The organism is Megalodesulfovibrio paquesii, from assembly GCF_054653055.1.
Genome location: NZ_BAAIGQ010000005.1, coordinates 932,521 through 949,639, shown reverse-complemented (window position 1 = coordinate 949,639; position 17,119 = coordinate 932,521). Strand labels below are relative to the sequence as shown.

The following is a 17,119-nucleotide window of genomic DNA, read 5'->3' as shown; positions in this document are numbered from 1 at the left end:
CACACCGCATCATGGCGGGCTTCGCTTGAGCCTTTAGCTTAACCAGAGGAAACCGTCGCTTCCGGCAGCTGCGCAGCCGTCATGCACGCCGAGGCATGGAGGGGCAGCGCCACGTGAAAGACGGTTCCCAGATCGGGCTCCGACTCCGCCCAGATCCGGCCCTGGTAATGCTCCACAATCTGGCGGCAGATGGCCAGCCCCAGGCCGGTGCCCCTGGTCACCTCGCCACCCGAAGCATGCAGGGGGCTTTGGTAGAACTTTTCAAAAATCTGCTCCAGCTCTGCGTTTGCAATGCCGCAGCCGGTATCGGCCACAGTCAGGACCACCATGGCATCATCCTGGCGCGCGGCAAGGCGAACCTCACCGCGGTCTGTGTATTTGCAGGCGTTGTCCAGCAGATTGACAAGCACCTGCACCAGCCGGTCCTCATCCACACAGAGCGTGAGCTGCTGGGCCAAGGCCTCCACCTGCAAGCGAACTGTCTGTCTGGATTCAAACGCTGGTTGCACCAGCCGTGCTGCGCGATGCAGCAGCGAGGAGACATCCACCGGCCCGTCGTTCCAGGCAATCCGACCGGATTCTATCTTGGACAGATCCAGAAAATCATTGATGATTCTCCCCAGCCTGCGTCCTTCGGTTTCAATAATGTCCAGGTTGCCGCGAATCCTGTTGCAACGCTTGAGCAATTCCAGATCACCCTGGCAGCAGGAGTCGAAGCGGGTTGAGAAATCTCGCCGGATGAGCCTGACGAAGCCGTATATGGAGGTCAGGGGGGTGCGCAGCTCGTGGGACACCACACTCATGAGGCCGGACTTGAGCTCATCCATGGCGCGCAGCTCCTGGTTGGCCCGTTCCAGCTCCAGGGCTTTCCGCGCCAGCTCCCGGGTGCGGTCAATCACCAGGGCCTCCAGCTCCTCGCGGGCATAGGAGCAGGCTTCTTCCGCGCGCTTGCGATCCGTAATGTCAGAATGCGTGCCGATCATGCGGGTGGCGCGGCCTGCGGCATCCCGGGTCACGGCGCGGCCGCGGCCCATCACCCAGCGCCACTCACCTTCTTTTGTCAGCATGCGGAACTGCACCTTGAAATGATCCACCCTGTTTTCAATGCAGTCCATATTCACGGCCAGCACGGCGTCCTTGTCGTCCGGATGCACCCTGCCGGGCCAGAGATCCGCACTGGCCGCCTCTTCGGGGCTGAAGCCGAGCATGGCAGCATACCCGGGACTGAAGTAGACCTCGCCACTGGCGACATTCCAGTCCCACAAGCCGTCCTGGCTGGCTTCCATGGCCAGACGGAAGCGCTCCTCGCTTTGCTGCAGGGCCTGGGTGGCCTGCCGGCTCTCGCGGTGCATCCGTATCGCGCTGGCGGCAATATCGGCGGTATCCTGGCAGTGCATGCGCTGGCGGGCGGTCTCGGCCCCGGCCTCGTCCAGCTGGCTTCCAAACAGGCGGGAGAGTCCGGCCACATCGCTTTTCACACGAGCCAATGCGGAACGCATCAGCACATATGGAACAGCCAGTGAGAGGCAAAGTGCCAGCAGGACCAGAAACAGCCCGTGCGCACTGGACAGATCTACCAGGGAATGATCCGAGGTAAGGTCATGCGCCACCCAGATCAGGACCAGCACCAGGGCCGGCAATACGGAAACGCGGAGGAATTTGTCGTGTAAGAAACGATTAATGTCCGGCTTAGACATACAGATATATCCCTACTCTGCCCTTGCGCATACTTGCACTGTCTGTATTCGTGACAACTCTTTTCGTAATACAATACCTTACCAATTTTTCCAAGTGGCAATGCCGATGCGGGCTCAACTTGTTCTCCCAACATGCACGCAATCCTCCGGGATTATTCTGGGAGGCCCAGGATTGCTCCGCTCAAAATAAGAGCGGCCGCAGCGGCCGCTCTTGTTCGCTTCTCCCGCACTTCCTCCAGAAGGCGCGGCCGCAGCAGGTGCGCTATCCTGCCTGGCCCTGGAGCACAAAGCCCTTGGTGGAGGCGCCGGTGGAGGCGGAGGTGCCGGCAATCTTGGAGAGGTACACGTCGCCCAGATTGGCGATGTGGTTGCCGACATTATCAAAATGGTTGAAGTGGGTCTGTTCTTCGTCAATGATGGCTTCGAACAGCTTCACGGTGATGTTGTCGCCCATGGCCCGGCTGGTTTCCAGGAACTGGTTGTACACGTCGATGGTGTTGTCTTCCAGGCCGGCATCGAAGGGGAAAATCACGCGGACATCCTGGCCCTTGGTGACCACGTCGGCCAGTTCGGTGGTCGGCTCGCCGCCCAGTTCCTTGATGCGCTCGGCAAACTGCTCGGCATGGCGCATTTCATCGATGGCGATGAGCTTCATGTCGCGGGCCAGCTCACCGTAGTCCATGGAATCCAGGGCGTAATGCTGGTTCATGTATTGGGTAATGGCATGCAACTCCATGCTGCGGGCCTTGTTCAGAACTTCGATGACTTTCTCCCGACGCTGTTCCTTGCTCAAAGCAGTATCCATGTTTCTCCTCCAGTATGTTCCAGGGTATTCCAGACAGGCGCAGACTGCTTTCCGCGCCTGTCCGGAGAATGGTCATATGCAACGTACTGTAATCGCTTTGTGCCGCACGTCAAGCCGTGTGCCAGACATCATGCGGCGGTTGATTTGGCCCGTTCTTCCTTGGGCATGGCGGCCAGGCGCGCCACTTCCTCCACCGGCAGGCCCAGCCCCTGGGCCACGCGGGTGCCGTATTCGGGATGCGCCTTGTAGAAAATGGCGCACTGGCGAAGCTGGATGCGCCGCTGGGCCCCGCCAAGGTGCTCCACGATGTTGCCCACCAGGTGTTCGCGGTCCTCGTCGGTCATGACCTTGGAATACAGCACGCCGGCCTGTTCAAAATCGTCGTTGGGGTGCGGATACGGCTGCGAGGCCGCCAGCCCTTCCACCGGGAAGGAGGGTTGCATGGCCTCCGGATCCGGATCCGGGCCGCCAAAGCTGTTGGGCCAGTAGTTGGGGCCGCTGCCGCCGCCGTTGTCCGTGCGCATGGCGCCGTCGCGCTGGTTGCTGGCTTCGGGGCGGTGCTTGGGCGAGTTGACGGGAATGAGGTGATAGTTTGTGCCCAGGCGGTGAATGTGGGTATCATGGTAGGAAAAGAGCCGGCCCTGGAGCATCTTGTCCGGGGAGGGGGCAATGCCGGGGACGAAGTTGCTGGGGTTGAAGGCGGCCTGCTCCACTTCGGCAAAGTAGTTCTGCGGGTTACGGTTGAGGACCAGCTTGCCGACCACGATGGGTGGCACATCGGCATGGGGCCAGACCTTGGTGATGTCCATGATATCGTAGCGGTATTTCAGGCCTTCCTCATAGCCCATGATCTGCATTTCCAGGGTCCAGGAGGGGTATTCGCCGCGTGCGATGGCGTCATACAGGTCGCGGGTGGCGTGGTCCGGGTCCGAGCTGCGCAGCGCGGCGGCCTCCTGCCGGGTCAGGTTTTTGATGCCCTGGTCGGTCTTGAAATGGTACTGCACCCAGTACTTCTCACCCTGGGCGTTGTACCAGAGATACGTGTGACTGGAGTAGCCGTTCATGTTCCGGTACGTGGCCGGGGTGCCGCGGTCCGAGAACAGGACCGTGACCTGATGAATGGACTCCGGCGTCAGGGAGAGGAAGTCCCAGAACATGTCCGGATCCTTGAGGTTGGTCACGGGGTTGCGCTTCTGGGTGTGGATGAAGTCCGGGAACTTGAGCGGATCGCGGATGAAGAACACGGGGGTGTTGTTGCCCACCATGTCGTAGTTGCCTTCTTCCGTGTAAAACTTCACGGCAAACCCGCGAGGATCGCGCTCGGCATCGGCCGATCCCTTCTCCCCGCCCACAGTGGAAAAGCGGGCAAAGACATCGGTCTTTTTACCCTTGGTCAGAAATTTGGCCTTGGTGTATTTGGAAACATCCGCAGTGCACTCAAAGTAGCCGTATGCGCCGGCGCCCTTGGCGTGCACCACCCGTTCGGGAATGCGTTCGCGGTCAAAATGACCAAGTTTTTCCAATAGATGCACGTCCTGCATGAGGACGGGGCCACGGGAGCCGGCGGTCATGCTGTTCAGATCATCGCCGACAGGCTGGCCAAAGGCCGTGGTCAGGGTCTTCTTCTCGTTCGCCATGGCATGCTCCTGTTACTGCAGCGGATACACCGGGCAGGGTGCTGGATGGTGATGGTGACGGGGCCCTGGACTAGAATCACGTGATAGTTTTAATTCTTTATGGAAAACCATTCTCCATTGCAAGAAAAAAGTCTCCCTGTAGAATAAAAAAACTAACACACCGTTATTCCACGCGATATTCCAACTGCGTGCTGCGGCCTCGGTCATCCACCACCACCAGGGTGTGGCGCCCCTGCTCCAGGGGGAGAAACAGCCGCGAGTCTGGAGCGCCGGACCCTTTGAGCACGCCGTCCTGGTACCAGAACAGTTCGCGAACCCCGGATTCGGTGAAGGCCTTGAGGGCGATGCGCTGGAATTCCGCCGGCGCATCGCGGCGCAGGCGGTATGGGGTTCGCGGATCGGGGGAGACAACCTGCGGGCCGTCGCCGCTATCTGCCGTGGTGCAGTCCGGATGCATGGGCGGCATGGGATCGACACTCACCCCCTGCGTCCGCAGCCAGGTGGCGAACTCCAGGGAATAGGACTTCACCAGACGCGACTGGTGCGGCAAACGCAGCAGACAATCGCCCTCCACGCGCTCGCCCGTGTCCGGGTGCACAAAAATCCGCCGGTACAGCTCGCTGCGTGGCAGGTGCGTCCGGCCCTCAATGCCCAGCACCTCCATCCGCTCGGGGCAGATGGCGCCCGGAAGCAGGCGATCCCCGGCGCAGACGGTGACCGGGCTGATAGCCAGATCCGGCGGCCGGGCCAGGGAACTGCCGGCCCCTTCCACCACACGGATGATATCGAACAGCAAGGGACCGGCGTGCGTGGCGCCGGAGATGCCCATTTCCGCCCGGCCATCCAGATTTCCCACCCAGACGCCAACGGTATGCCCGGCCGTCACGCCCACGGCCCAGGCATCACGATGCCCGAAACTGGTGCCGGTCTTCCAGGCCACGGCCGCGGCGTCCTTGGCCTGTTGCCAGCTGCGCGGCAGGTCGGTGCGCTCCACGCGGGTGAGCATGTCCAGGGTCAGCCAGCTGGCTTCCCGCGAGAGGATCTGCTCCGCCGGCGGCCGCTGGGCCTCGTCCGCCGCCAGCAGCGCCGGCGTCCGGTAGCTCCCCAGCGCACCCAGGGTGGCGTAGGCGTTGGTCAGATCCAGCAGGGTCACCTCGCAGGCCCCCAGGGCCAGGGGCAGGCCATATTCATACGGGTTCTTGCTCAATGTGGAGATGCCGGCCTGTCTAAGCAGATCCAGGAACATCGGCGGGGCCACCTGGGCCAGAAGCCGCACGGCCGGCACGTTGCGGGACTGGGCCAGGGCGTCCTCCACAGTAACCAGCCCCTGGAAAGTCCCATCGTAATTCTTGACTGAGTAGCCGGATATATCCGTCGGAATATCCAGCAAATACGACTTCGGGACTATCAGCCCCATGTCCATGGCCAGGGCGTACAGGAAGGGCTTGAGTGCCGAGCCGGGCGACCGCGAGATGAGACAGCCGTTGATGAAGCCGTGATGCTCAAAATCCAGGTATTCGATGGAACCGGCCATGGCGCGCACGGTGCGTGTTTCATTTTCGATGACCACCACGGCCGCGTTTTCCAGGTGCTGGCGGCGGATCCACTCGGCGTTGTCCCGCAGGCGGCCTTCCACGGCAGTCTGCAGGGAGCGGTCGATGGTGGTGCGGACCACCACCCGGCCGGGGTCGTCCGCGTCCAGGCGCTGGGAGGCCAGGCTGCGGGCCAGCTCGGTCAGGTGCGGCGCCAGACGTGGCAGGGAGGTGATGGATTCCGGCAGCTGCTGCGCAGTGGCCTGACTGCGTTGGTCCGGGCTGATCAGTCCGCGGCGTTCCAGCACGGCCAGCAGCCTGTCCCGGGCCCGGCGGGCGGCGCGGGGATTCCTGACCGGGTCATACCCCTGCGGTGCACGAGGCAGCACCGTGAGCAGCGCGGCCTCACCCAGGGACAAGTATTGCTGATCCTTGCCAAAATAGCTTTCCGCCGCCGCGGCCACGCCCACGACGTTGCCGCCGTAAGGGGTCATGTTAATGTAGTCTTCGAGAATTTCGTCCTTGGAAAGCCGAAGCTCCAGCTGCAGAGCGCGGAAGGCTTCGATGACCTTGGCGCCGAAGGTCCGCTCCCGTGGTTCACAGAGCCGGGCCAGCTGCATGGTGATGGTGGAGCCGCCGGAAATGACGCGGCCGGCACGCAGGTTCATGATGGCCGCACGCAGGATGGCCAGAGGATTCACGCCGGGATGGCGATAAAAATGCCGATCCTCAGAAGTGACCAGCACTTCCCGAAAGGTGGACGATACCTCGGCCAGGGACACAGGCTGCCGCCGGCGGCCGTCGGGAGGCAGGAACACGCGCAACGGCCGGCCGTGACGGTCCATCACCGTCACGGCCGGCTGGGGATGCAGGGCGTCCCAGGGGAAGGGGAACAGGAGGTCCAGAGCCAGGAACAGCGCCGCCGGCAGGGCAATGGCCAGGAGCCCTGCCCCCAGCCAGTGCCGCAGCCGCCATGCGCCACCGGTACTCCGGGCGCTACTGAACCATGGCAGCCACCGCATGTGCCGTTTCATCATGTGGCGCCTCTTCCGCCTTTTTCTTCTTCACAGTCTTGCCATCGCCCTGGTCCACTCCCACCACTGCGGAGGCAAGCGGGCCCGAGGCGATCAGGCCCGGGTCGTACATGGCCTCGGCCTGGGCCGGCGGGATGAGGAAGGTGCCGGGCGTGACGGCCCGCAACAGGGAGTAAAAGGTGACCTGATTTTTGGAAGGCAGGTTCACGAAACTGACGACGCGATCATCCCGGATATCCTGATGGCCGGGCATGGTGGCATTGGACACCCAGGGCAGGCGGTCCGTGGTTTCCAGGCGGGGATTCTCCACCTCCAGCCCGGCTGGCAGGAGTGTGGAGACGGCCACGTTGTCCACCGGTCCCACGCTGGAGCGGACCTTGGTCCGCATCACCAGCAGTTCTCCCTGCTTGAGGGCCTGCATGTTCGCAGGCTTGCCGTCCCGGGTCAGGAACTCGCGGGCAATCTCCAGGCCTTCCGCCATGGGTTTGTGGGAGGCCGCCGTGGGCAGCCCGCGGGTGAAGACCGTGTAGAAGACGTTTCCGGTCGCGTTGTCCGCCGCATCCAGCCGCAGGGTCAGGGGACGGTCATCTCGAATGGCCTGATCGCCGGTCAGGTCCAGGGGCTGGGTGTCGCTGAAGGAGGCAATCTTCTCATCCCCCAGATACACCGCGCCAGTGAAAGGCCCCTTGGCCTGCTGGGTACGGAAGTAGCTGCCCAGGGCCAGGAAGGCGAAGCTGTTCTCCTGGGTGGTGCGGTAGCGGGAGTTATCCATGAAGCGGATGAGGTGGCGGGCCAGCTCGGCCACGCGACGGTCACCGGGCAGGGCCTCGTTCAGCACCAGCACCCGCATGGCCAGGTTGCCGATGGGGGAATCCAGCGCCCCGCCGGTGCTGCGCCGGACATCCGGCACTTCCCATTTGTTTTCAAGGAGATGTTCCAGGGCATTGGCATTGCCGGCCAGGGCAAAGGCCGCACCGAGAAGCGCCGCGGCATCGGGGCCCAGACGCTCGCCCTCTTCTTCCTGCAGGTAGTCCATGGAACCGCGATCGGTCTTGCCGGCCTTGGCCAGCACAAAGGCGGCATAGGCCAGGGTTTTCAGTCCGGCGGGGGAGGTGTCCTCATGCTCATGCAGCATTTCGGCCAGGGCGTCCAGGGCCTTGTTGAGCATGGCCTCGCCGACCTTGAAGCCGGCGGTCTTGGCTTCCACCAGGAAGTGCGTGCCCTGCACCGTGGCCCAGGGCCAGGTCTCACGGCTGCCGGGCCACATGGCAAAGCCGCCTTCCGGGGTCTGCATGGTCTGCACCCGGCGGATGGCGCTCTGGACCATGGCCTGGGCCGTGCGGCCCTTGAACAGCTCGGGCTCCAGCGCGGCGGCCATATCCCCAAAGTACAGGAGCGGGAAGGCCTGAGAGACGGTCTGCTCCATGCAGCCGTACGGATAGTGCAACAATTCCTTCAAACTGCCCGAATAACGCAGGAGCGGGAAGCGGCTGACATGCACCTCGCGGGCCACGGTGCCGTTGATGAACCCGGCGCTTTCGGGGATGGCCAGCTGAAGAGAGCCGCCTTCCAGCGTGCCTGCCTGGGCGATGGTCCTGGCTGGCAGGGGCGCGCGGACCATGAACTCCACCGCATCCTTGCCCGCCACCGTTTCAGTGCCGTTTTGGGCTTCGGCCATGGCCGTGGCGCCAACAATGCCCTCGGCCTCCCCGGTGGTCAGGGTGAAGTACACCAGGGATTCCCGACCCTGGGGCACGGTGACGGTCTGGTTGCCGCCCTTGGCCGCCGCCGGGCCGGTCACGTCCAGCCCGACCTGGAAGGACGCCTCCTGGCCAAGATCATTGCGCACGGAGACCGGGATGTTGATTTCTTCCCCAAAACTCAGGAAGCGCGGGAAGGTGGCCGAAACGATGACCGGCGCGCGGACCTTGACCTCCTCCTGGGCCGCGCCGAAGCGCTTGCCATTGGAAACCACGGCCATGACCCGCAGGGCGCCGTTGAAGTCCGGCACGTCGATGGTCCAGCTGACCTTGCCTTGCTGATCGGCCGTCAGGAGTCCGGACCAGAAGCGCACGGGCTTGACCCGGCGCAGGGACTCCGCGCGGACAAACTGGCCGATGCGCCCGTCGTCACCACCAGCCGGGGAGCGGCCTTCCGCCGGGTTCACCTCAGGCAGAAGCATGGCAAAGGTGTCGTAGGATTCCAGCTCCAGGGCGCGTTTGGCGTAGAAGTGGGCAAAGGGATTGGGCGTTTTCTGGTTGATCAGCTGCAGAATGCCCTCGTCCACGGCCGCCAGGGTCACCACTGCGCCGGGATCCGTCCTGGCCTCAATGGTCAGCGCCCCTTCGGGCCGCATTTCCGCGGGTACGGTCACCGTCACGGCCGGCTTGTTGGCCTCGCGGTCCACGTTCAGGGGAATCCAGCCCGCAGCCCGGCCAACCATGCCGGGCTCAATATCCCCGGCCTTGCGAACGACGATGGCGCTCACATACACGTTGGGCGAATAGGCTTCCGTAACCGGGAAGGTTACCGTGGCCGTGTTGCCGGCCATGGCATGGAGCTGCAGATCAAACACGCGGTCCTTTTCCACGGTGACGAGCAGCCGGCCCGAGAAGGGGGCGCGAACCTGGATGGTGGCTGTCTCGCCTGGCTTGTACTCGGCCTTGTCCGGCACCAGCTCCAGGGAGGCCGGATTCTCCACGGCCCAGGGCGAATAGCCCCAGCCGCCGGCGTAGAAGCTGGCCTGGGTGGCGGCCCCGCCCTGCTCGTCCTTGATTTCCACCCGGTAGCTGCCAAAGGACGGCGGGGTCCAGGTGAAGTTGCCCTGGCCTGCGGCGGCCAGGGTCATTTCCTCCAACGCCACGCTCTGGCGCTCGGATTCGTAGCGGAAGCTGCCCGAAGGGGTCTTGCGCAGCACGGTCTGCCACTGGTCCTTCCAGATCACGGCCTTGAGGGAGGCCGGGGCGCTGGTGAGCTGGCCGTCCGGCGTGACCAGCACATAGTCAAAGGTCATGGGCTCGCCGGGGGTCACGCCGGTGCGGCCCAGCTGCTTCACGCCCACATACCTCGGATAGGCATGCACGGTGCGGACGATGCGGGCCGCCACGCCGCGCCCGCCACGCTCGCGCACCCGGGCGGTTATTTCGGCCTGCAGGGCCGCGGGCGGCCGGACGCCATCGGGAATGACCGTTTCCATGGCAATGCGGCCTTCGTCGTCCAGGGTGGCTTCCTTGTCAAAGATCTCCTGGTCCGCGAATTTCAGATCCGGATTGGCAAAGAGATAGCCGGGGAAGACCTTGCTGGAAAAGGAGGCAGGCTTGAGCCGGACCACGGCCTCCATGGGCAGCCCCGAAGCGGGGGGGCCAAAGAAGAAGCGGCTGTCCACAGTGAAGCGCAGAGGCTGGCCGGCCTTGGGTTCGTCCTCCGGGGCCTGGATATCGACCTTGATGCGGTCAGGCAGGAATTCCTCCACCTGATAGCGATATTCGCCGATCACCTTGTCCGCCACCTGGCATTCCGCCAGATACCGTCCAGTGAGGGCAAAGGGCGGGATGTCCAGATCAAAGGTGGCCACGCCCTGCTCGTTGCTTTTGACCACCTGGCTGGCCAGCTCCTGGCCGCGGGGATCCTTGAAGATGAGCTTCACGGGCATGGGCGCCGGGATGGCCAGCCCGGCATCGCGCAGCAGGACCACGCCATGGGCCGTCTCGCCAGGGCGGTAGAGGTCGCGCTCGCCATACAGGTAGGCGGTGTAGCCGGCCTGGGCCACACGCAAGCCGCCCACATCCTGGCCGGTCTGGTCGATGCGGAACTGGTCGAAGAGCAGAAAGGAGAAATCATCATCCTTTTCGGCCAATATCAGGTAGGGGCGCTGCTTTTCGAGGGTATTTTTGTCCAGCGCCACTTCCCAGAGGCCCTGATCGTTTGTTTCCCCCGTGGCCAGGACCTGATTCTGATAGCTGAGCAGCGTCAGCTTAACGCCGGCGAGGGCCTCCAGATTCTGGACAGACGCCGCGCTGACCACCAGCTCGTCCACCCCCAGCTTGGCCACCAGACCGATATCCGTCAGCAGGACCCAGCGCTGGGCGGCGCTGTACTGTTCTGGCAGTCCGGCCGACACGCGGAAGAGGCCCTTTTCCCCGGCTGGCAGAAGAGTCTCCAGGGCCAGGGGGGTCACGGCCTCTTTGTTCATCTCCATGGGCAACTCCAGGTCCTTGGTCAGGAGCCGGTCGCCCAGGTAATCGTAGACTTCGCCACCGTAGTTTTCGTCTTCCAGCAGGGTACCGTCGGAATACTGATTCAGCAGCAGGAAGAGGTTGTTGCGGTACACGCGATCCACCTTGAGGGTGGCGGATTCGGTGTTCACCGAGGTCAGGGCCAGGGTCTTGTACCCAGCTTTGGAGAGGAAAATTCCTTTGCCGGAAAAGCCCAGGGCAGGTTCGAGGTCCGGCATGTCGGCCTCGACGGTTTCCATGGCCTGGAGCCTGGCGCCATCCAGGGCCTTGAGGCCCTTGGCCAGGGTGATGGTATAGCTTTCGCCAGGGGCGAATTTGCCGTTCAGGAGCACCTCGTTCCCATTCACGACCACGGAATGGGCCACATTGGGCTCAATGCGCAGGGCCTCGCGCACGGCGGCCTGATCCATCGGGGAAGAGAAGGCAATGGTCACCACCCCCTGTCCGGGCCGGCTTTCGGCCTGGGCATCCCGGATGGTCAGTTTGGGATTCAGCTGCACGAGCACATTGCGGACAACCGGGGATTCCAGTTCAAGATCCCCATCCGCCTGTTTGAGCCCTTTGCCCAGGGTGAAGGCGTAGGTGACGCCGGCCGCGGTTTTCGGGAAGGGGCCTGCGGTGAAGTTCATGTAACTGGAGCGCCAGGTGGTCTGCAGGGCCACGTCATAGCTCTTGCCGGTGCCGTCCTTGAGGCTCAGGGCCTTGAGCAGTTCCTTGGGCTCCACGCTGACCGAGAGTTCCAGGGTCCCGCGCAGCATGACCTTGGTGGGGTCTTTGAAGTCCGCTTCCTGGTTAATGTCCATGCGCCGGACCGTGAAGGTCCCGGTCTTCAGGTAGGCCACATCGCCATCGGCGAGCTGCTTGCCCTTGGGCAGCAGGCGGGCCTGATTGAAGGTGATTTTGTAGCGAGCGTACTGTTTGAGGGGGGTGGTGGCGTCAAACCGCAGCACAAACGGGCTGATCCAGGACCAGTTGCCGTCGATGCGCGGGTCCAGCACCGCCGGCGCGCCGCCTGTAATCTTACCTACCCGCCCCTGGGCCACGGGCTGGTCGAAGGCGATGAGCACAAAGCTGCGCTCCTGTCCGTCCATGGTCATGGCCGCAATGCGCACCCCGGCGTCGGCCTTGCCGCCTTCCGCCGCCATGGCCTCCTGCGCCGGCGCTGCCACGGCCAGACAGGCCAGCAGCGCCATGAAGCCTGCCGCCTGCCACATCGTGCGGATGAGACGCGCAGGGAAACTGGTCAAATCTTGCAAGCCCTCGATGTGGCGAAACCGGCCCATGGACGCGCTCCTTTAAAATCGGTGCAGCGGAGTGATAGTATTTCTAGCTTTTTTCCATACACGGAGCAGTGGATAAAAACAATCCGTAAAAATAACTACACCGACTCTTCGCGCAGATGAAGAGACCTCCATCCTCCTTCGTCAATGCCCGTCCCGGCTTGACTCGTCTGCATTCTCCCTTACAGTGACGGCATGCTCCGCACTCTCCGATTTTCCCTTCATTTTACAATCCATCCGGGTCTGGCGGCTTTGCTGCTGGCCCTGGGGGGCGTTGTCTCGCTCATGCCGGGATGGATCGGGCCGGCCCACGCCTATACCGTGTACGGCTATGAAGATCCCCTCGGCATGCTGCATCTTTCCAAAACCAAAAAGGACGAGCGCTACAAGCCGCTGTATGAAGGGAGCATCGACAAGCCGCCGCCCCGCCGCGGCGGGAAAATGACTACCGGAGCGGAGGCGCCGCCTGCCTCCCCCAAAGCGGCGGATCGCCCCTCTCATGAAGAGCTTGTCCGCCGGCTGCGGGAAAACGAGGCCATCGTCGCCCCGCAAGGCCCCCTGACCGGCTTCACCAACCTGCCCCCGCCGCCCGCCGCCGGCCCGTTTGAAGACGCCAGTGGCTGGAGCCCGGAGCAGCTGGCCCGATGGGCCGCCACCCGCCCCTACCCGCACCCGCAGGCCTCCAAAACCCTGCTCGCGGCCATCGCCCGCCACGCCACCGCCAACCGGTTGGATCCGCTGCTGGTATATTGCGTCATCGAACAGGAAAGTGGATTCTCGGCCTCGGCTGTCTCGCCAAAAGGCGCGGAGGGCATCATGCAGATCATGCCGGATACCCAGAAGCTCCTGGGCCTGGCCAGCCCCTTTGACGCCGACGCCAATATTCGGGCTGGCGCGACCTACCTGCGCTGGATGCTCAACGCCTTCAAGGAGACGGCCCTGGCCCTGGCCGCCTACAACGCCGGGCCGCAGAATGTGGAAAAATACGGTGGCATCCCACCCTTCCAGGAAACGCGGGATTACGTCACCCGCATCCTGGCCCGCATGGCGCATCTCAAGGATCTGCCACCACTGGCAACGCCCCGAAAGCCCGAGGCCTTGGGCGCCAGGGCGGGCAGGTCAGGCCGGTCGTAAGGAATCAGTCTTCGAGGGGTTTGAAATCGCTGAAGAGCAGGTTGCGGGCCACTTCCCGGATGTCCGGGCTGTAGGCACCACTGCGTACGGCTTCCCGAAGTTGCTGCACTTTTTTGGCCCTGGCGGTCTGTTCCGCAGCCTGGGATGCAGCCAGCTCGGCGGCTTCTTCGGGCGACAAATGCCGGGCACTCAGGGAGACGCGATCTTTGCTTCCGCGTTGCTCCCGGCGCACCTTGCTGTCGCGCTTGCCGGGCGAGGCCGTCTCTTCACGAGAGACTTCCCCGCCGGAGATGAGCTTTTTCACATCCATGTGCCGCACCCTGACGAATAGGCCCCACATCGTGTGAAGCCTGTTACCGCATTGCTCCACATATCGACCGCAAGGCGAACGATTATTAGGGTTCGGTTGCACAAGCCTGTGACCTCACTGCGCTTTGCTCAAACAACCCCCACCACGCGTTGACTAAATTTTACAAACTCTCAAGATGAACTTTGGATTCGTCAAAGCGGTCTGCCGGTGCCTTGTGTTCCCTGGGATGCCCGACCGGGATGTAGCAAAACGGCGTCAAATGACTAGGCAAATTGAACAATTTTCGAAAATCCGCCTCACGTTCCGCCACAGGGTACACCCCGGTCCAGACTGCCCCCAAGCCCAGGGCCGTGACGGCCAGCAGCAGGTTCTGCACCGCCGCCGCGCAATCCTGCGGCCAGAAGCCAGGGTATTTCTCCCGGCTTGTGTCTCCGCACACCAGAATGCCCAGGGGAGCCTTGGGCGCCATTTTGGCATAAGGATGCACCTCGGCCACAGCCTGGCGTCGGGCCGCATCGCGGACCACCACAAAGGCCCAGGGCTGGGCATTGCCGGCAGAAGGCGCGGCCATGGCCGCCCGGAGCAGGGTTTCCAGCTGCGTCTCGGTCACAGGTTCGTCCGAAAAATCCCGGATGCTGCGCCGGGCGTGGATGGCTGTCAGGCAGTCCATGGGATCCCTCCTTGCTGATGATCTGTTGTCAACCAGGTATCGTGTTGACACGCCTTGTTCAGCCTGGGTATATCCTGTTGCATGAGCACTGTCATCGCCATCCTGGTCTGCCTGCTGGGCCTGTACATGCTGGTGATGACCGGGCTGACGCTCCTGTTCTGGCTGTATGAGGCCGTGAACACCGGCCACGCCGCCAGACTGCGCGAGGAATGGCGCCTCCCCCTGGGCCGCGCCCTGGCCCGGCTGGTGCGTTCCAGCCTCAAGGCCCAGCTGCTGGCCTTCACGCTCTACCCCCTGGGCTATCTGCCCTGTGCCCGGCAATGTTCCGGCGATTCGTCCGACCCCGGCCAGCCCACCGTCCTGTATGTCCATGGCCTGTACCACAATCCCGGCGCCTGGCTTTTTTTCCGACACTGGCTGGCCGGCGAAGGCTTCGGATGCAGCGCCTCATTCGGGTACTGGTCGTTCGGCACCAATTATTTCAAGATACTGGATAAGTTGGCCGATGCCGTGGATCGTCTGCAGGCCGCCAGCCCTGAGGCGCCCGTGCTGCTGGTGGGGCACAGCCTGGGGGGCCTGCTGGTCCGGGGTTATCTCTCCAGTCCGCGCAGCCTGCGAAATGGAAGGAGCAAGGTGGCCGCCGCCGTGACGCTGGGCTCGCCGCACCGCGGCAGCCGGTTGGCAGCCCTGGGCATTGGCGGGCTGGCCCGGTCCCTGCTGTATGAAGGAGAACTGGTGCAGGAGCTGGAACGCCGCGAGGCCCTGGCTGGTCCGCCAGCCTGCCCGGTCCTGGCCCTGACCACCCCGCTGGACAACTTCGTCCTGCCTGCCCATGCCAGCGACATTGCCGCGCCGGGCTGGATCCAGGAGGCCGGCGCGCCGCTTTCGCATGTGGAGATGCTCTACCACCGCCCCACGGCCAAGCGCGTGGCTGCCTTTTTGCGTCAGGCCTGCGTCAGGTCTTGAGGTGCGGAGCCGTCCCTCGTTTCCACCACCCGTTCCAGAATATCCTGCTTGAGCGCCCAGTGCAGGCAGAAGCGGGCGGTTTCCTCGTCGTGGCCGCCTTCATCCACCAGCCGTCTGAGCAATTCGCCCACCGGCCGGGGGCTGCGGGTGAGCACGATGAGCCGCTGCACCGCTTCGGCCGGCAACATGGGCTCTATGAGCAGGTAGCGCTGCGGATGGTCCTGGCCGCGATAGATGGCTTCGCCCAGGCGGGTCCGGCGCAGGCGGGTCTGGGGCGAGAGCGTGTCTGAAGGATGCGCGGCAAAGAGCCGGGCATAAGGGAAATGCAGGGGATGCGGCACGTGTCTGGCGGACTTGTCAACCCCGGCGGCCCTGGTGACTGGCTCCGGCGCGTTCCACATGTCCTCCCACAGGGCGCAGTGTTGCGCCACCACGGCGGGCCAGCCGTACTGTTCCAGCACGCGACGCCGACCGGCCTGGCCCATGGCCGCGGCGCGGTCGGGGGCATGATACAGCTGCCGCAACGCCTCGGCCAGGGCCGGAACATCCACCACCGTCTGCTGCGCCAGATGCAGATGCAGCACCTCATCCATGAGCAGTTGGCCCAGGGCTTCCAGCCCGGGCGACTCGGGCGCGCCGATGGTCGGGATCAGCAATCCCGTTTCCCCGTGCACCACCAGATCGCGATAGCCGTCAAAGTCCGAAGCCACCACGGGCAAGCCAGCCAGACCGGCCTCCAGGATGGTGATGCCGAAGGTCTCCTGCACACTGTCCGACGGGGAGATGAAACAGTCCGCCGCCAGGAAGCAATCCTGCTTTTGCGCGGGCTGGGGTCGTTTGAGCAGTGTGACGTGCAGGCCGAGGTTACGGGCCAGGGCCGCCCAGGTGTCGGCCGGGCCGGGGTCCTTGGTGTCGGTCCAGCCGGCAAGCACAAGCGTGAGCCTTTCGGCGGGTACGGCCGGCAGATCCGGGCCAGGGGCCAGGCAGCGCTGCAAGGCCCGCAGGAGCGGGGTCACGTCATATTTGTGCGCCGGGGAGAGCCGGCCGAAGCACAGCATGGTCCAGCGATCCTGCGGCAGCCCCAGCCGCGCGCGGGCCTCGGCCTTGCGGTCGGGGGCCGGCTCGGGGAACAGGTCGGGAGGGACTCCAAGGGGAATCTGCGCCAGCCGCGGCCCGGGATGACTGACTTCCTGCAGGCCATAGCCTTGCCGCAACCAGGCGAAGGTTTCCGCAAGCATGGCCAGGGCCGCGCGGGAGGTGGCCACAATGGCCTCGCGCCCGGAGGCTCCGGGCCAGAGATGGGCCAGAAACAGCGGGGCAAAACGGCTGTAGCTCAGGGTATGCGTGGCCCCGGTGACCGGGAACGCCTGCGCGGCATGCAGGGCGCGCAGCCGGGCCAGGGCCGGCATGCTGGTCAGACAGTCCGAGAGATGCGCGCAATGGTACGGCTGGGTGGCCAGCTGCCGTGGCAGCTCCTGACGGGTGAAGAGGCGGATCCTGCCGGCCGTAATCCCGTCCCCAAGGCCTTCCTGCTGCAGGAACTCCGTCAGAATGCGGATCTGCTTTTCATCCGGCAAAAAAAAGTGAAAGCCCTCAAAGGCTTTTGCCACAAGCAGAGCGCGCAGCAGGCCGGCGTTGGCGGCGATGCGGCCCATGACGCCTCCCCCCTCGAAAAAGGGATCAAGCGTCAAAAAAATGCGCGGCTGGCTCATGGGTTGTCAGTGTGGCGTGTCTGGCCAGGACTGTCAAGCCCCTGAAATCAGTAGAGATGGACATGGACTGATTTTTGCATTTCTTCGGCGAAGCACCATTTTTGCCC

The 17,119-nt window shown here is 63.9% G+C and carries 10 protein-coding genes; 2 read left to right on the top strand and 8 right to left on the bottom strand.

Annotated features, from left to right (window positions below):
- Positions 1-38: 38 nt before the first annotated feature.
- From ACYQ00_RS10850 to ACYQ00_RS10830, 5 genes are all read right to left on the bottom strand, one after another.
- The gene (locus ACYQ00_RS10850; RefSeq protein ID WP_460032135.1) at positions 39-1,697 is read right to left on the bottom strand and encodes a sensor histidine kinase; all 1,659 of its coding nucleotides are present in this window, start codon (positions 1,695-1,697) and stop codon (positions 39-41) included.
- A 262-nt stretch (positions 1,698-1,959) separates the two neighbouring features.
- Entirely contained in the window at positions 1,960-2,502 is a 543-nt protein-coding gene (locus ACYQ00_RS10845) for a ferritin-like domain-containing protein (RefSeq protein ID WP_460032134.1), read from the bottom strand.
- Positions 2,503-2,630: 128 nt separating this feature from the next.
- Entirely contained in the window at positions 2,631-4,139 is a 1,509-nt protein-coding gene (locus tag ACYQ00_RS10840) for a catalase (RefSeq protein WP_460032133.1), read from the bottom strand.
- Between the two features lie 163 nt (positions 4,140-4,302).
- On the bottom strand, positions 4,303-6,708 hold the full coding sequence (gene pbpC / locus ACYQ00_RS10835; RefSeq protein ID WP_460032132.1) for a penicillin-binding protein 1C: 2,406 nt from the start codon (positions 6,706-6,708) through the stop codon (positions 4,303-4,305).
- Entirely contained in the window at positions 6,668-12,223 is a 5,556-nt protein-coding gene (locus ACYQ00_RS10830; protein WP_460032131.1) for an alpha-2-macroglobulin family protein, read from the bottom strand. The genes pbpC and ACYQ00_RS10830 overlap by 41 nt, the downstream gene beginning before the upstream one ends.
- Positions 12,224-12,415: 192 nt before the next feature.
- On the opposite strand from ACYQ00_RS10830, the gene ACYQ00_RS10825 reads away from it, so the two are divergent.
- A complete protein-coding gene (locus tag ACYQ00_RS10825) occupies positions 12,416-13,354 on the top strand; it encodes a lytic transglycosylase domain-containing protein (RefSeq protein ID WP_460032130.1) in 939 nt (312 codons plus the stop codon).
- A gap of 4 nt (positions 13,355-13,358) precedes the next feature.
- Here ACYQ00_RS10825 and ACYQ00_RS10820 read toward each other — a convergent pair whose 3' ends face one another.
- Both ACYQ00_RS10820 and ACYQ00_RS10815 read right to left on the bottom strand, forming a co-directional pair.
- The gene (locus ACYQ00_RS10820) at positions 13,359-13,664 is read right to left on the bottom strand and encodes a flagellar biosynthesis anti-sigma factor FlgM (RefSeq protein ID WP_460032129.1); all 306 of its coding nucleotides are present in this window, start codon (positions 13,662-13,664) and stop codon (positions 13,359-13,361) included.
- Between the two features lie 160 nt (positions 13,665-13,824).
- Positions 13,825-14,334, bottom strand: a complete 510-nt coding sequence (locus ACYQ00_RS10815) for a nitroreductase family protein (RefSeq protein ID WP_460032128.1) — start codon at positions 14,332-14,334, stop codon at positions 13,825-13,827.
- An 81-nt stretch (positions 14,335-14,415) separates the two neighbouring features.
- Here ACYQ00_RS10815 and ACYQ00_RS10810 point away from each other — a divergent pair, with 81 nt between their 5' ends.
- Positions 14,416-15,300 (top strand): esterase/lipase family protein, encoded by an 885-nt coding sequence (locus ACYQ00_RS10810; RefSeq protein ID WP_460032127.1) that lies wholly within the window; start codon positions 14,416-14,418, stop codon positions 15,298-15,300.
- On the opposite strand, the gene ACYQ00_RS10805 is transcribed toward ACYQ00_RS10810, so the two are convergent.
- Positions 15,279-17,012: a glycosyltransferase family 4 protein gene (locus ACYQ00_RS10805; RefSeq protein ID WP_460032126.1), complete on the bottom strand. Its 1,734-nt coding sequence runs from the start codon at positions 17,010-17,012 to the stop codon at positions 15,279-15,281. The two genes, ACYQ00_RS10810 and ACYQ00_RS10805, sit on opposite strands and share 22 nt — an antisense overlap.
- Between the last annotated feature and the right edge of the window lie 107 nt (positions 17,013-17,119).

Coding starts and splice junctions, on each gene's coding strand:
- ACYQ00_RS10850 (WP_460032135.1), bottom strand. CDS start 1,697: ATGTCTAAGCCGGACATTAATCGTTTCTTACACGACAAATTCCTCCGC.
- ACYQ00_RS10845 (WP_460032134.1), bottom strand. CDS start 2,502: ATGGATACTGCTTTGAGCAAGGAACAGCGTCGGGAGAAAGTCATCGAA.
- ACYQ00_RS10840 (WP_460032133.1), bottom strand. CDS start 4,139: ATGGCGAACGAGAAGAAGACCCTGACCACGGCCTTTGGCCAGCCTGTC.
- pbpC (WP_460032132.1), bottom strand. CDS start 6,708: ATGATGAAACGGCACATGCGGTGGCTGCCATGGTTCAGTAGCGCCCGG.
- ACYQ00_RS10830 (WP_460032131.1), bottom strand. CDS start 12,223: ATGGGCCGGTTTCGCCACATCGAGGGCTTGCAAGATTTGACCAGTTTC.
- ACYQ00_RS10825 (WP_460032130.1), top strand. CDS start 12,416: ATGCTCCGCACTCTCCGATTTTCCCTTCATTTTACAATCCATCCGGGT.
- ACYQ00_RS10820 (WP_460032129.1), bottom strand. CDS start 13,664: ATGGATGTGAAAAAGCTCATCTCCGGCGGGGAAGTCTCTCGTGAAGAG.
- ACYQ00_RS10815 (WP_460032128.1), bottom strand. CDS start 14,334: ATGGACTGCCTGACAGCCATCCACGCCCGGCGCAGCATCCGGGATTTT.
- ACYQ00_RS10810 (WP_460032127.1), top strand. CDS start 14,416: ATGAGCACTGTCATCGCCATCCTGGTCTGCCTGCTGGGCCTGTACATG.
- ACYQ00_RS10805 (WP_460032126.1), bottom strand. CDS start 17,012: ATGAGCCAGCCGCGCATTTTTTTGACGCTTGATCCCTTTTTCGAGGGG.